15 protein-coding genes are annotated in these 13,101 nt (G+C 62.4%); 9 read left to right on the top strand and 6 right to left on the bottom strand.

Annotated elements, in window-relative coordinates; genetic code table 11:
• The first annotated feature begins 56 nt into the window (after positions 1-56).
• The 4 genes from AC0C6X_RS11835 (at position 57) to AC0C6X_RS11820 (ending at position 3,105) form a co-directional block, all read left to right on the top strand.
• Entirely contained in the window at positions 57-839 is a 783-nt protein-coding gene (locus AC0C6X_RS11835; protein WP_173516708.1) for an ABC transporter substrate-binding protein, read from the top strand.
• 168 nt (positions 840-1,007) lie between these two features.
• Positions 1,008-1,811 carry an ABC transporter permease gene (locus tag AC0C6X_RS11830; protein WP_247960882.1) on the top strand — a complete coding sequence of 268 codons (804 nt, stop codon included), beginning with the start codon at positions 1,008-1,010 and terminating at the stop codon, positions 1,809-1,811.
• Positions 1,808-2,638 carry an ABC transporter permease gene (locus tag AC0C6X_RS11825; protein WP_173516710.1) on the top strand — a complete coding sequence of 277 codons (831 nt, stop codon included), beginning with the start codon at positions 1,808-1,810 and terminating at the stop codon, positions 2,636-2,638. The genes AC0C6X_RS11830 and AC0C6X_RS11825 overlap by 4 nt, the downstream gene beginning before the upstream one ends.
• Before the next feature lie 200 nt (positions 2,639-2,838).
• A complete protein-coding gene (locus AC0C6X_RS11820) occupies positions 2,839-3,105 on the top strand; it encodes an usg protein (protein WP_173516711.1) in 267 nt (88 codons plus the stop codon).
• 113 nt (positions 3,106-3,218) lie between these two features.
• Here the strand turns inward: AC0C6X_RS11820 and AC0C6X_RS11815 are convergent, their stop codons facing one another.
• Entirely contained in the window at positions 3,219-3,944 is a 726-nt protein-coding gene (locus tag AC0C6X_RS11815; RefSeq protein ID WP_173516712.1) for a DUF2270 domain-containing protein, read from the bottom strand.
• A 203-nt stretch (positions 3,945-4,147) separates the two neighbouring features.
• Between AC0C6X_RS11815 and AC0C6X_RS11810 the strand changes: the two genes are divergently transcribed.
• The 3 genes from AC0C6X_RS11810 to AC0C6X_RS11800 all read left to right on the top strand — a co-directional run bounded on the left by AC0C6X_RS11810 (position 4,148) and on the right by AC0C6X_RS11800 (position 6,760).
• Positions 4,148-4,975: a class I SAM-dependent DNA methyltransferase gene (locus AC0C6X_RS11810; protein ID WP_173516713.1), complete on the top strand. Its 828-nt coding sequence runs from the start codon at positions 4,148-4,150 to the stop codon at positions 4,973-4,975.
• Positions 4,976-5,183: 208 nt separating this feature from the next.
• On the top strand, positions 5,184-6,053 hold the full coding sequence (locus tag AC0C6X_RS11805) for an NAD(P)-dependent oxidoreductase (RefSeq protein ID WP_472953243.1): 870 nt from the start codon (positions 5,184-5,186) through the stop codon (positions 6,051-6,053).
• On the top strand, positions 6,050-6,760 hold the full coding sequence (locus AC0C6X_RS11800) for a DNA alkylation repair protein (protein ID WP_472953241.1): 711 nt from the start codon (positions 6,050-6,052) through the stop codon (positions 6,758-6,760). Before AC0C6X_RS11805 ends, AC0C6X_RS11800 begins: the two co-directional genes overlap by 4 nt.
• Before the next feature lie 10 nt (positions 6,761-6,770).
• On the opposite strand, the gene AC0C6X_RS11795 is transcribed toward AC0C6X_RS11800, so the two are convergent.
• The 3 genes from AC0C6X_RS11795 to AC0C6X_RS11785 all read right to left on the bottom strand — a co-directional run bounded on the left by AC0C6X_RS11795 (position 6,771) and on the right by AC0C6X_RS11785 (position 8,543).
• The gene (locus tag AC0C6X_RS11795; protein WP_173516716.1) at positions 6,771-7,259 is read right to left on the bottom strand and encodes an Lrp/AsnC family transcriptional regulator; all 489 of its coding nucleotides are present in this window, start codon (positions 7,257-7,259) and stop codon (positions 6,771-6,773) included.
• A 65-nt stretch (positions 7,260-7,324) separates the two neighbouring features.
• Entirely contained in the window at positions 7,325-7,963 is a 639-nt protein-coding gene (locus AC0C6X_RS11790) for a uracil-DNA glycosylase family protein (protein ID WP_472953239.1), read from the bottom strand.
• Positions 7,956-8,543 carry a thermonuclease family protein gene (locus AC0C6X_RS11785; RefSeq protein WP_173516718.1) on the bottom strand — a complete coding sequence of 196 codons (588 nt, stop codon included), beginning with the start codon at positions 8,541-8,543 and terminating at the stop codon, positions 7,956-7,958. The genes AC0C6X_RS11790 and AC0C6X_RS11785 overlap by 8 nt, the downstream gene beginning before the upstream one ends.
• Before the next feature lie 309 nt (positions 8,544-8,852).
• Between AC0C6X_RS11785 and AC0C6X_RS11780 the strand changes: the two genes are divergently transcribed.
• On the top strand, positions 8,853-10,388 hold the full coding sequence (locus AC0C6X_RS11780; protein ID WP_472953237.1) for a sensor histidine kinase: 1,536 nt from the start codon (positions 8,853-8,855) through the stop codon (positions 10,386-10,388).
• Positions 10,389-10,607: 219 nt separating this feature from the next.
• Positions 10,608-11,177, top strand: a complete 570-nt coding sequence (gene petA, locus AC0C6X_RS11775; protein ID WP_173516720.1) for a ubiquinol-cytochrome c reductase iron-sulfur subunit — start codon at positions 10,608-10,610, stop codon at positions 11,175-11,177.
• Positions 11,178-11,217: 40 nt separating this feature from the next.
• Here the strand turns inward: petA and AC0C6X_RS11770 are convergent, their stop codons facing one another.
• Both AC0C6X_RS11770 and cobT read right to left on the bottom strand, forming a co-directional pair.
• Positions 11,218-11,631 carry a diacylglycerol kinase gene (locus AC0C6X_RS11770; protein WP_173516722.1) on the bottom strand — a complete coding sequence of 138 codons (414 nt, stop codon included), beginning with the start codon at positions 11,629-11,631 and terminating at the stop codon, positions 11,218-11,220.
• A gap of 329 nt (positions 11,632-11,960) precedes the next feature.
• Positions 11,961-12,977 (bottom strand): nicotinate-nucleotide--dimethylbenzimidazole phosphoribosyltransferase, encoded by a 1,017-nt coding sequence (cobT, locus tag AC0C6X_RS11765; protein ID WP_173516723.1) that lies wholly within the window; start codon positions 12,975-12,977, stop codon positions 11,961-11,963.
• Between the last annotated feature and the right edge of the window lie 124 nt (positions 12,978-13,101).

Below are 13,101 nucleotides of genomic sequence, written 5' to 3'. Positions count from 1 at the left end.
AAATTGGTGTCCGTGAAGAAGAAAAGACCGGGCACCGACCAACAGAGAGGACTATCATGCGTATTTCCAGACGGCTGGCAGCCGCCGCATCGGCTGCCGTTTTCGTGCTCATGGCAGGCTCGGCCATGGCCGACGGCGAAAAGGTCGTTATCGGCACGGAAGGCGCCTATCCGCCCTTCAACAACCTCGAAGCAGACGGCACGCTGACGGGCTTCGACATCGACATCGCCAAGGCGCTGTGCGCGGAAATGAAGGCGGAGTGCACCTTCGTCACGCAGGACTGGGACGGCATCATTCCGGCGCTGATCGCCAAGAAGTTCGACGCCATCGTCGCGTCCATGTCGATCACCGCCGAGCGCAAGGAAAAGGTCGACTTCACCAACAAGTACTACAACACACCGCCGGCCATCGTCGTACCGAAGGATTCGCCGATCACCGAGGCGACCGAGGCAGCGCTTGCCGGCAAAGCGCTCGGCGCGCAGGGTTCCACCACCCACTCCAACTATGCCGAAGCGCATATGAAGGGCGCGGACATCAAGCTCTATCCGACGGCTGACGAGTACAAGCTCGACATCGCCAACGGCCGCATCGACGCCGTCATCGATGACGTCGTCGTGCTCTCCGAATGGCTGAAGACGGCTGACGGCGCCTGCTGCAAGCTGCTCGGTACCCTGCCGATCGACCCGGTCATCAACGGCGAAGGCGCCGGCATTGCCGTGCGCAAGGGCGACGACGCGCTGCGCGAGAAGTTCAACAAGGCGATCGAAGCGATCCGCGCCAACGGCAAGTACAAGGAAATCAACGAAAAGTACTTCCCGTTCGACGTTTATGGCAGCTGATTGACGGGTTCCGGCGCGATTTCCTAGTGAATCATGCCGGAAAAACGTCAGTTCATGCGAAAAATGCAACGGCGGATGGCTTGCCCTTCCGCCGTTTTTGTTTGACAAGAGCCTAAAACAAGGCGCGATCGGTACACACAAAAACGGCGCAAAGGGGAAACTTCTGACATGAGCGGGTTGTTTGCCGGCTTCTATTCCATCCTCTCCTGGATCGGATCGATCGTCGATCCATTCTGTGGCCCGGTCGGGGTCTTTCGTTGGCTGGCGCCCGGCACCTTGCTGGCCTGCGGCGACACGGGCTGGGGCGACGATATCGCCTACGGCTTCGTCGTTACCGCGAGCCTTGCCCTCGCGACGCTGCCCGTCGGCCTGCTGATCGGCTTTTTCGTCGCTCTCGGGAAGCAGTCCAAGGAGCGCACCGTGCGGCTCGCCGCCAATATCTACACGACGATCTTCCGCGGCCTGCCCGAACTGCTGACGCTTTTCATCGTCTATTACGGCCTGCAGATCCTCGTTCAGCAGTTGCTGGGGACGTTCGGCTATGGGGGCCCGGTCGAGATCAACGCCTTCTTCGCCGGCATGATCGCGCTCGGCGTCGTCTTCTCCGCCTATTGTTCGGAAGTGCTGCTCTCCGCCTTCAAGGCCATTCCGCATGGACAGTATGAGGCCGGCGACGCTCTTGGTTTCCATCGCAACAGGACCATGCGCCTCATCATCCTGCCGCAGCTCGTGCGCATCGCGCTGCCGGGTCTCGGCAATCTCTGGATGGCGCTGCTCAAGGACACGGCCCTCGTCTCGGTCGTGGGCCTGACGGACATCCTGCGCCAGACCGGCGTCGCCGCCCGAGTGACGAAGCAAGCCTTTGAATTCTATGGTGTGGCCTGCGTGCTCTTCCTGATCCTCGCGATGATCTCCTCGATCGTCTTTGCGAATCTGGAACGCTGGACCAAACGTGCGGAGATGGGCCGATGAGCGCCGTTGCAACGATGATCCCGCCGCAGGCCCCGCCTCCGGTTCCGCCAAAACCCTATACGCTCGCCCGCTTCGTCGGCAGCGTTGCGCTCGGCATCTGGCTCGCACTTGGCGTCGGCATCTTCCTGACCGTCGTCAGCGGCTGGGACCCGGAGAAGTTCGCGAAATACGGTCCGCGTTTCCTCTCCGGCCTCGGCGTCACGCTGATGCTGGTTTCTATCTCGATCGTGCTGGGCGCCATTCTGTCGCTGCCGATCGCCTTTGCCCGCATGTCGAAGAACAGGCTCTGGTCGTGGCTCGCCTATGGCTATGTCTATTTCTTCCGCGGTACGCCGCTGCTGGCGCAGCTCTTCCTGATCTATTACGGCCTCGGCAGTTTCCGCCCGCAGCTCGAAGCGGTCGGCCTGTGGTGGTTCTTCCGCGATGCCTGGAACTGCGCGCTCTTCGCCTTCACGCTCAACACCGCAGCCTACCAGGCGGAAATTCTCCGTGGCGCGATCCAAAGCGTGCCGCGCGGCCAGCGCGAAGGTGCCGCCGCCCTCGGCCTGCCCGAGCGCGTCGCCTTCTGGAAGATCATCCTGCCGCAGGCGATGATCGTGGCGCTGCGCCCCTATGGCAACGAAATCATCCTGATGATCAAGGGCTCGGCGATTGTCGCGATCGTCACCGTCTTCGACCTGATGGGCGAAACCCGTTACGCCTTCTCGCGCACCTTCGACTTCCAGATGTATATCTGGGCAGCCATTCTCTACCTGATCATGGTCGAGATCCTGCGCAACATCTGGAGCGCGCTGGAAGCGCGGCTGACCCGTCACCTCAAGCGCTAAAACACGTCGCGCAAAGTGCGCAGCAGCTTTGCGATGACGACATGCGATATCAAGGACTGAGCTTGGCAGCACTCTCCGTGAGGTGCTGCCAAGCTTTTGTTATTTCTTACGAAAGTTTCATTTCGGGGCAAACATTAGCCCTTGATTAAGAAATCAGGCGTTTCATCATAGGGACCAGCTTTGCGAGAAGTGAGGTCCTCATGACAAACGAGATGGAACTTCAGCTTAAGGGCTACGGCCTGACGACGGCCCAGATCCTCTATCACATGCCGGATCATCCGACCTTCCTCCAGACCTATGTCTGGCAGCACTACGACATCGCGCCCGACTTTCCGGAGATGCGCAGCTTCCTTAAATTCTGGCAGGAAAAGCTGGATGGGCCGCTGCATTCGGTGCGCTATGTGCACCGCAAGCTGATCTCGGCGACGGAATGGCGGGCGCTGAAGGGCGAGTTCATCCTGCACTGAACCGCCGATCGAAACTGACGAGCCTAAGTAGCCGGTCAGGCTACCCGCATTGCGATCGGCATGCCTGGACTACCGCGATGGCGCAGGCGTCCGGAACCTTCCAGGCGACGCCCTCAAACATGCACCTCCCCATGCGCCAATTCACCTTCGGTCGGCTCCCTGTGCAACGAGCCGTAGAGCACCAGCGCATAGAACAGCAGAACGCCAACGATTACCGGCCAGCCGGATACGGGACCCAGCGCCGCATTCTGGGCGACATCGGTCCAGGAGCGCACGTGACCGAAGGGTTCGCCATTGGTCGAGATCTTCGGCGAGGAAATCTTCAGGGTCCAGGCAAGCAACAGGATCAGATACATCCAGCAGTAATTGCGCTGCAGCCGCCGGCAGAAAGCCTCACGGTAACTCATCAGGAAGGCCGGCTTGCGCAGGCTTTTGGCGATCGCCACCGCCCAGTTGAGGTTCGGCGTTCCGTCCGGTGCGAGGATCTGCGCAAAATACCCCCGCTCCAATTGCCTGACCCGCGCGCGGTAGACATCGAAGAAGCGATAGCGCCGCGCTTCGATGAGCAGCAGCAGCGTGATCAGCAGCATCGCGAAAAGCAGCACGCTATGGTGCGACGACGGGGTCGACAGGGAGACGGAGAGCAGCGCGGCGACGACGGTGATCGCCCAGTTCGAGGTCCGGTCGATGCGGTCGCGCCAGCCAGCCATGCGGCCCAATTCGCCGCGGTAATAATGCACGACCGCGTTGATCTGCTCCTGCGACGACTGCGGCAGCGGCGGGCCCTTCGGCTCCTTGACCTCCGCACTGATGATCAGCGGACCGAGCTCGGCGGACATCGGTATTCCTCCCGTCTTTTCTTATGCTTGCGATGATGACTCCTTTCCGTCCGCCGATAAATCCCGACGGCGTCGCGCGGCGCCGTTTTTCGTTCAAAAGGCCAATGAAATCCTGTCTCTCGTGTGGATAGCAATTCATCCGCCGCGGCAAACGATCACCGACGGCGATTGCCAAAGCCCCTTCGTGGACGTAAGAAGCGGCGATGACCCAGAAGAGCACGAAAATCGACGAGGAAGCGCTGGCGGAAGCCTATAACCGCGCCCTCTCCCTGGAAAAATCCGGCAACTTCGATGCCGCTGCCGACGCCTATGCCGAAGTGCTGGCACTCGACCCGGAAGACCACGGCGGCGCGGCCGTGCGGCTGGCTTCGATGGGGCGCGGCGAAACGCCGGTGAAGGCGCCTGACGCCTATGTCGCCACCCTCTTCGACCAGCATGCCGAGGTCTTCGACAACGTGCTCGTCGACCAGCTCGGCTATTGCGTACCCTTGCTTGTTCGCCAGCGGCTGCAGGCGCTCGAGCTCGGTCCGTTCGATCGCGTGCTCGATCTCGGCTGCGGTACAGGCCTCACCGGCGGCGCGCTTCGCGACATGGCCGACGATATCACCGGCGTCGACCTCTCGGAAAACATGGTCGAGATCGCGCATGAGAAGGATCTCTACGAGACGCTCTACGTCGCCGAAGCGGTCGATTATCTCGACGACAACGACGACGAGCCCTTCGACCTGATCGTCGCGACCGACGTGCTTCCCTATATGGGCGCGCTCGAAGCGCTGTTCTTCGGCGCCGTCGACAATCTCGTGCCGGGCGGCCTGCTGATCTTCTCCAGCGAGACGCTGCCCGCCGAAACCTTCGCCGGCCGCGATTTCATGGTCGGCCCGCACCAGCGCTTCGCCCATGCCGAAAGTTACCTGCGCGACCGTCTCGCTGCCACCGGCTTCGAGATCGTCGAGGTCGGCGACATCACCGTGCGCATGGAAGAAGGCGAACCGATCGCCGGCCATCTGGTGATCGCCCGCTTCAAGCCCTGAATGATCTCATGCCACTTGCATAATTCCTTAGATCGAAATCGATTCGAGGATGAAATTATGCAGCAGATTTAAAGCGTTACAGCGTCCCTTGCGCGTCTTGAAAGACGCGCGGCGCTGCAGGCGGGCATCGAATGATGCCGCCCTTCGCTCTTTTCCCCATCCGCGCCATCGGCTACACCAATGCGAAAGCAATGGGAGTATTTGAAAAATGGCAAAGGTCGCATTCATCGGTCTCGGCGTCATGGGTTATCCCATGGCCGGCCACCTCAAGGTCCGCGGCGGACACGAGCTGACGGTCTACAACCGTACCTTCGCCAAGGCCGAGAAATGGGCCGCCGAGTTCGGCGGCCGCGCGGTGCGCACGCCAGCGGAAGCCGCCTATGGCGCAGAGTTCGTATTTTCCTGCGTCGGCAACGACGACGACCTGCGCTCGGTAACGACGGGCAAGGACGGCGCTTTTGAAACGCTCGGCGCCGACGCCGTCTTCATCGACAACACAACCGCTTCCGCCGAGGTCGCCCGCGAACTCTACGAAGCGGCGAAGGCGCGCAACGCCCACTTCATCGATGCCCCGGTTTCCGGCGGCCAGGCCGGCGCCGAAAACGGCGTGCTGACGGTGATGTGCGGCGGCGACGAGCCGGTCTTCGATCGTGCCAAGCCCATCATCGAAGCCTTTGCCCGCATGGTCGGCCTGATGGGCCCGGCCGGCGCTGGACAGATCACCAAGATGATCAACCAGATCTGCATTGCAGGTCTCGTCCAGGGGCTTGCTGAGGGCATTCACTTCGGCAAGAAGGCCGGCCTCGATATCGAGAAGGTCGTTGATGTCATCTCCAAGGGCGCGGCCGGCTCCTGGCAGATGGAGAACCGCCACAAGACGATGAACGCCGGCAAGTATGACTTCGGTTTCGCCGTCGACTGGATGCGCAAGGACCTCGACATCGTGCTCGCGGAAGCCCGCCGCAACGGCGCCAAGCTGCCCGTGACCGCCCTCGTCGACCAGTTCTACGGCGACGTTCAGGCCATGGGCGGCAATCGCTGGGATACATCCTCCCTGCTCGCCCGCCTCGAAAAATGAGCCTCGGCCCGTCCTCGACCGCAGACGAGATCATCGCTCACCTGCGGTCTCTCGGGTCTGAAGGCAATCTCGCCGGCATGGCGCGCTTCGGCATCGTCACCGATGCCGCCCTCGGCCTCTCCAATGTCGAGCTGCACAAGCTGACGCGCCAGGTGAAAGCCGATCACCGCCGCGCGCTGGAACTCTGGCAATCCGGCATCCGCGAGGCGCGCATCTTGGCCGCCTTCACGGCCGAGCCGAAAGTGCTGACGCTGGAAGAGGCTCGCCGCTGGGCGGACGATTGCAATTCCTGGGAAGTCGTCGACACCGTCGCCGACCTTTTCGTCGCCGCCCGCTTCGAGCGCGAACTGGTCCCGGAATTCGCGGCCGACGAACGCGAGTTCGTCCGCCGCATCGCCTTTGCGATGGTTGCGACCGCTGCAGTCCACCTGAAGAAGGAACCGGACGCGACGCTCCTCAACTGGCTGCCGCTGATCGAAGAGCACGCAACCGACGAGCGGAATTTCGTCAAGAAGGCAGTCAACTGGGCGCTCAGGCAGATCGGCAAGCGCAATGCCGCCTGCCACGGGCCGGCACTGGCGCTGGCGGAACGCCTGGCCGCAAGCACGAACCGCGCCGCCCGCTGGACGGGCAAGGACGCGGTTCGCGAACTTAGGAGCGACAAAGTGCTTGCGCGCCTCGGCCTCGGTGAAAGCCGCGCCGGTTAGCGCGGCTGCCTCAGTCCTCGGAGGATTTCGCCTGGTCGATTACCATGTAGTCGAGCGGAAGCTCGGTCGTGTACTTGATCTGCTCCATGGCGAAGGCGGAAGAGACGTCGCGGATCTCGATCTTGGCGATCATGCGCTTGTAGAACGCGTCATAGGCAGCGATATCCGGCACGACGACTCGCAGAAGATAGTCGACGTCGCCGCTCATGCGGTAGAATTCGACCACCTCGGGAAACTCCGACACCACCTCGGAGAAGCGGCGTAGCCATTCCATCGAGTGCGAGTTCGTGCGGATCGACACGAACACCGTGACCTTGGTGTTGATCTTCACCGGATCGAGAAGGGCGACGCGACGACGGATGACACCGTCCTCTTCCATCTTCTGGATGCGCCGCCAGCACGGCGTGGTCGAAAGTCCCACCTTCTTGGCAAGGTCGGCAACGGCCAGCGTGGAATCCTCCTGCAGCAGGCGCAGGATTTTGCGGTCTAGGCGGTCCATGAAACTCCCTCTCGAATTATTTTTCCTTCTATAGCGCGAAATTAGTGAAGATAAAGAAAATTGTTTCAGGCCGAGAGCATACCCACCCGCTCCCGCAGGAATGGCAGGACATCGGCCTCGAACCAGGGATTACGCTTCAGCCAGCCGGTATTGCGCCAGCTCGGATGCGGCAGCGGCAGGATGGCGGGATCCCTATTGCGCAGCGCGTAGCGGCGCCAATCCTTCACCGTCTCGGTCATCGATTTCGGGCAATCGGGCCCGATATGCCAGCGCTGCGCATAGTGGCCGATCGCCAGAACCAGCTCGACCTGCGGCATCAGATCCATCACCCGTTGCCGCCACAGCGGCGCGCATTCCCGGCGCGGCGGCAGGTCGCTGCCGTGGGCGTCATAACCCGGAAAGCAGAAGCCCATCGGCACGATCGCAAATTTCCCCGGATCGTAGAAGGTCTCGCGGTCCACCCCCAGCCATTGCCGGAGCCGATCGCCGGACGCATCGTTGAAGGGCAGCCCGCTGTCATGCACGCGAAGCCCGGGCGCCTGCCCCGCGATCAGGATGCGCGCGGTCGTCGAGATCACCGCCACCGGTCGCGGCTCATGCGGCAGACGGTCGTCATCGCCGCGCATCGGGCTGTCGCGACAGATGCGACAGGCGGCAATCGCAGCCCGCAGCCGCTCCAGGTCCGGGAGATCGTTCTCAGACATCGCCAATACTCGCAAACAATGCGGTCAGCCGCTCCAGCAGCCAGCGCCTGATCGTCTCCAGCCAACCGTCGACCAGAGGCGGGCCTTCGTCCGGATGGCCGTTCGTCCGGCGCCATTCCTGCGGCGTCGTGAATTCGCCTCCCCAAAGGCCGCGCCGCTCCTTCTCCGCCCGTGCCTCTTCCGCCTGGTAGCGCCCGTAGCTGACCGCATAGCCGGAGAGCACCATCTCCCGGCCGACATCACGCCCGCCTGCCTCACAGGTGCCGAGGTCGCGGCCATAGCGGTCGCGTCCGTGAAAGCGGCAGCGCACATCGCCCGCCGAAATCAGCGTTCTCAGGCGATCACGCGCCTCGCGGCCGCAATCCCAGGTCCCGCCGTCGCGCTCGCAGCTCTGGTCCAGTTCCGGCGCGTCGATCCCCTCGATGCGGATGCGCTTGCCATCGAGGCGAAGGCTGTCGCCATCGCTTGCGGTGGCGAGGCCACGCGCCTCGCCGGTCGCCGCGCGCTCCGCGACGGGCAGTTTGTCGGCGAAATAGGCGCCGACCGAAAGCAACAGAAGAAAGATCCACCCGACGAGCATGCCGCTGCGCCCGGCCGGTCGCGATCGGTCCACAGGGCCTCTGCCTCTCCCGCCGGTGAAGCGGTATCTCGTCCGGCCCGATTTCACGTTTCCTGCACCTCTATCGTTACGCGCGTGCCCGGCAGACCCGGAACGCCATAAATACACATGATTCCAGGAGCTTGTAGGCGAAATCTCATGCGCCGGCTCTCGCTTTCGACCGGAAGCCACCCCGGCGCCACAATGGTTGTCGAATCCTTCACACCCGGCAGCAACTTCTTAAGGATTGCTCACTAGACTGCAAGGAAACCATAACCTTCGCATAAGAGCATGAGTATCGCCGCCAGCACCTCGACAGATAAGATCATTGTCGACAAGTCGCGAAACCATCGAAACAAGGCCGTTTCGAGGACGGTCCGCGCGACGCGTGAACGGCTGCAAACGGGCTCGTCCGTGCCTTCGGGCTTCGAGCGCGAGATGCTCAATCTCTACATCGGTTCGGCCCTGCACAGCGCCATTGCCGTCCCGGTGCTCGTCACCCTGATTGCCGTCGTCGGGGTCTATCTCTCCGGCAATCTCACCATCGTCCTCTGGGCCGTCATGACCCTCTCGGCGCATGCGGTGACGCTCATGCTGGCGAGGAAGGCGCGCAAGAAAGACATCAGCGCGGAAAAGGTTCCGGTCTGGCGCCGACGCCTGCTGCTCGCCCAGCTGTTGATGGGTCTCTGCTGGGCGGCCCTCGTTGCTCAGGATTGCGCCACGTGCGGCGATGTCCGCCTCGGCTTTTTCGTCGGCACTGCACTACTCTTTGCGCTTGCCGTCACCGCCATGGGCACATTCCTGCTGCGTAATGCCCTGCTGTGCACGTTCACACCTGTCATCGCCGCATTGGCCTTCGTCTCGCTGACGACGGGCAACCAGATCTATATCGGCCTCAGCGGCATCATTTCGTTGTCTCTGCTTTTCCTCGTGGTCATGACCGACCGCATGAACCGCGCCAATGTCCACATTCTCTCGGTTCAATCGGAAAAGGACGACCTGATCGCCGAGCTCGAAGTGGCAAAATCGATGTCGGATGAAGCGCGGCGCCGGGCGGAGGAAGCCAATCTCGCCAAGTCGCGCTTCCTGGCATCCATGTCGCACGAGTTGCGCACGCCCCTGAACGCCATCTTGGGCTTCTCCGAGGTCATGTCGACGGAAGTCCTGGGTCCACTCAGCAACCCGACCTACAAGGAATACACCAACGATATCCATCGTTCCGGCGAGCACCTGCTGAACCTGATAAACGAGATCCTCGACCTGTCGCGCATCGAGGCCGGCCGCTACGACCTGAACGAGGACGCAGTCAGCCTTGTCGAGATTGCCGAGGACTGCGTCGGCATGGTGCAACTGAGGGCGCGCGCCAAGAACATCACCATCCACTCGCAGTTCGAAGCCGGCATGCCCTCGGTCTGGGTCGACGAGAAGTCGATGCGGCAGGTCATCCTCAATCTGCTGTCGAATGCGGTGAAGTTCACCAATGCGGGCGGCGAAATCACCTTCAAGTGCGGCTGGACTGCCGGCGGCGGACAATATCTCTCGATCAAGGACAACGGTCCGGGCATTCCCGAAGAGGAAATCCCGATCGTTCTGTCGGCCTTCGGCCAGGGCTCGATCGCGATCAAGAGTGCCGAACAGGGCACCGGCCTCGGCCTGCCGATCGTCCAGGCCATCCTCGCCAAGCACAATGGCGAATTCATCCTGCGCTCCAAGCTCCGGGAAGGCACGGAGGCGATCGCCATCCTGCCGGCCCGCCGTGTGCTCGAAAGCCTGCCGCCGGTCGAGGACGTGGCAGCCCCGGTCCGTCGCCGCAAGAGCTTTGCCTGATACACATATCCGCTGAAGCAACTCATGCCGCCGTCTTCGAGCAGCGGGTGGTCATCCAAAGCCTTAATTCCGGAGCGAATTAAGGATAAAATTGCAGGATGAAAGTCGGTATCGCCACGCTTGCATTGCAACCACGATAGCCGAAGGTCGGACGTCCCTTCTGCCCTCGCCGGGGCCATGTCGCTCGACCGCGTGGCGTGACGGAAGGAGCGCTGTGGCATGAACATATTCACTGACGAAACCAGGGAGCCGACGAGGCGTGAATTCCTCTATCTTTCAACCGGTATTGCGGGCGCCGTCGGAGTGGCTGGCGCTTCGTGGCCGTTCCTGAACCAGATGAACCCTGACGCCTCGACGCTGGCGATGGCCTCGATAGAGGTCGACGTAGCCTCGCTCGAGGAGGGAGCGTCGATGACGCTCAGGTGGCGCAGCCGCCCGATCTTCATCCGCAACAGAACGCCCAAGGAGATCGAGGCGGCGAAAGCGGTCGCGATGGACGAACTCAAGGACCCGGTGGCGCGTAACGCCAATCTTCCCAAGGACCAACCGGCCACCGATCTTGCGCGCTCGGCCGGAGAAGGCCGAGAGAACTGGCTCGTGATGGTCGGCGTCTGCACCCATCTCGGCTGCATCCCGCTCGGTCAGGCCGGCGACTACGGCGGCTGGTTCTGCCCTTGCCACGGCTCGCACTACGACACGGCCGGCCGCGTTCGTAAGGGGCCAGCCCCGGAGAACCTGGCGATACCGCCGATGACGTTTATCTCCGATACCGTCATCAAGATCGGGTAGAGTGCCGTGCGTTCAAACGCACGCACAAAGATGTGTCGCCTCAGTTCATGAAGCCGTCGAAGATCACGACGTAACCGGCATAGACGGCGTTGGCGATGATCAGGCAGAGGCAGGCGAAGGACCCGAGGTCCTTGGCGTTCTTGCCCATTTCCGAGATTTCCGGCGATACGCGGTCGACGATCTCCTCGATCGCCGTGTTGATGGCCTCGAAGGCCATCATCAGGAGAAACAGGATCGCCATCGCCACGAATTGGAAGAAGGTCGCGCCGACGATGACGAAGGCAACCATGGCAATGCCGAAGGCGATCAATTCATGACGGAAGGCAGCTTCGCTGATCAGCCGTTTCGCGCCGCCCAGCGAATAGCTGGCGGCGGCGAAGAGATGGCGAATGCCCGTCTGCTTCTCGACAGGACTCGTCTGGCCGATGCGGTGCGTGGTGTTCTTGGCGTCCATTTCTTCTCGACAGGGCTCGAAACTGCGCTTGCTTCGACATCGCGAATGCGGCGAATGCAAGGCGTTCCCGGTTGCAGCGGCCTGCTGCATGTATCCTTGGATCCTACGCGATCTAAGGACAAAACATGCAACACTTCAAAGTGCTGCAGCGACCTTTGGGCGTCTGACGAGACGCGCGGCGCTGTCAGACGATAGTTAGGGCTGCATGTGCGCTTTGGATAGGCGAGAAGCACGTGTCCATCAAGGCCCGCCATGAGCGGGAGTGGCGCCTGCGACAGGCTTTGGACAGCAATCGGCCGGCTTTGCTGCGAAAGCCGGCCGTATCTTGATCATTCCTTGTTGCTGACGCCAGCCTGCGCGAAGGTCGCCATGCCGCTGTGGCAGGCGGCGGCCGCCTTGACGATGCCGGCGGCAAGGGCAGCGCCCGTGCCCTCGCCGAGCCGCATGCCGAGCGCCAGCAGCGGCGTCTTGCCGAGCTTCTCGATCGCGCGGATATGGCCCGGCTCGCCCGAGACATGGCCGATGAGGCAGTGGTCGAGGGCCGACGGATTGGCCGCCTTCAGGATCGCCGCAGCCGCAGTCGCCACATAGCCGTCGATGATGACGGGCACCTTCTGCACGCGGGCGGCGAGGATGGCACCCGCCATCGCCGCGATCTCACGGCCGCCGAGGCGGCGCATCAGCTCCAGCGGATCGGAAAGGTGATCGCGATGCAGCGCCACCGCCTTCTCGACGGCCGCGATCTTGCGCTTCAGCACCTCGCCTTCGGAACCGGTACCCGGACCGACCCATTCCTCGGCCGTGCCGCCATAGAGGCCGAGATTGATCGCGGCTGCGATCGTGGTGTTGCCGATGCCCATTTCGCCGATGCAGAGCAGATCCGTGCCGCCGGCGATCGCCTCCATGCCGAATGCCATGGTTGCAGCGCAATCCCGTTCGGAGAGCGCTGCCTCCTCGGTGATGTCGCCAGTCGGATATTCGAGCGCCAGGTCGAAGACCTTGAGGCCGAGGTCGTGGCTGACGCAGATCTGGTTGATCGCCGCGCCGCCGGCGGCGAAGTTTTCGACCATCTGCGCAGTGACGGACGACGGGAACGGCGTCACGCCCTGACGGGTGACGCCATGGTTTCCGGCAAAGATCGCCACCAGGGGTCGGTTGACCGCCGGCGCCTTGCCGGTCCAGGCGGCGAGCCAGAAGGCGATTTCTTCGAGACGTCCGAGCGCGCCCGGCGGTTTCGTCAGCTGTGCGTCCCGTTCCCGTGCGGCAACCAGCGCTGCCGAATCCGGCCCCGGCAGGTTACGCAACAATTCGCGGAAATCATCAAACGGCAGGCCGCTGGCACTCATGCTGGGTATCCTTGCATATCGTGAATCTACGCTCCTCATAGAGGGCGTCGAAATTTCGGGCAACGGCATTTGCGCCAAACCGCGTCGCCGGAGCATGATCCATCCCGGGATGGACGATTCGACG

This window comes from Ensifer sp. VA4, assembly GCF_055710065.1.
Note: the sequence above shows the minus strand (reverse complement) of the source record. Positions and strands in the feature narration are given on the sequence as shown.

Bases quoted from the DNA above. Each gene is read 5' to 3' on its own strand.
- AC0C6X_RS11785 (WP_173516718.1), bottom strand. From the start codon at position 8,543: ATGCTCGTCGGGTGGATCTTTCTTCTGTTGCTTTCGGTCGGCGCCTAT.
- AC0C6X_RS11825 (WP_173516710.1), top strand. From the start codon at position 1,808: ATGAGCGCCGTTGCAACGATGATCCCGCCGCAGGCCCCGCCTCCGGTT.
- petA (WP_173516720.1), top strand. From the start codon at position 10,608: ATGAACATATTCACTGACGAAACCAGGGAGCCGACGAGGCGTGAATTC.
- AC0C6X_RS11800 (WP_472953241.1), top strand. From the start codon at position 6,050: ATGAGCCTCGGCCCGTCCTCGACCGCAGACGAGATCATCGCTCACCTG.
- AC0C6X_RS11805 (WP_472953243.1), top strand. From the start codon at position 5,184: ATGGCAAAGGTCGCATTCATCGGTCTCGGCGTCATGGGTTATCCCATG.
- AC0C6X_RS11835 (WP_173516708.1), top strand. From the start codon at position 57: ATGCGTATTTCCAGACGGCTGGCAGCCGCCGCATCGGCTGCCGTTTTC.
- AC0C6X_RS11795 (WP_173516716.1), bottom strand. From the start codon at position 7,259: ATGGACCGCCTAGACCGCAAAATCCTGCGCCTGCTGCAGGAGGATTCC.
- AC0C6X_RS11830 (WP_247960882.1), top strand. From the start codon at position 1,008: ATGAGCGGGTTGTTTGCCGGCTTCTATTCCATCCTCTCCTGGATCGGA.
- AC0C6X_RS11820 (WP_173516711.1), top strand. From the start codon at position 2,839: ATGACAAACGAGATGGAACTTCAGCTTAAGGGCTACGGCCTGACGACG.
- AC0C6X_RS11770 (WP_173516722.1), bottom strand. From the start codon at position 11,631: ATGGACGCCAAGAACACCACGCACCGCATCGGCCAGACGAGTCCTGTC.
- AC0C6X_RS11815 (WP_173516712.1), bottom strand. From the start codon at position 3,944: ATGTCCGCCGAGCTCGGTCCGCTGATCATCAGTGCGGAGGTCAAGGAG.
- AC0C6X_RS11780 (WP_472953237.1), top strand. From the start codon at position 8,853: ATGAGTATCGCCGCCAGCACCTCGACAGATAAGATCATTGTCGACAAG.
- AC0C6X_RS11790 (WP_472953239.1), bottom strand. From the start codon at position 7,963: ATGTCTGAGAACGATCTCCCGGACCTGGAGCGGCTGCGGGCTGCGATT.
- cobT (WP_173516723.1), bottom strand. From the start codon at position 12,977: ATGAGTGCCAGCGGCCTGCCGTTTGATGATTTCCGCGAATTGTTGCGT.
- AC0C6X_RS11810 (WP_173516713.1), top strand. From the start codon at position 4,148: ATGACCCAGAAGAGCACGAAAATCGACGAGGAAGCGCTGGCGGAAGCC.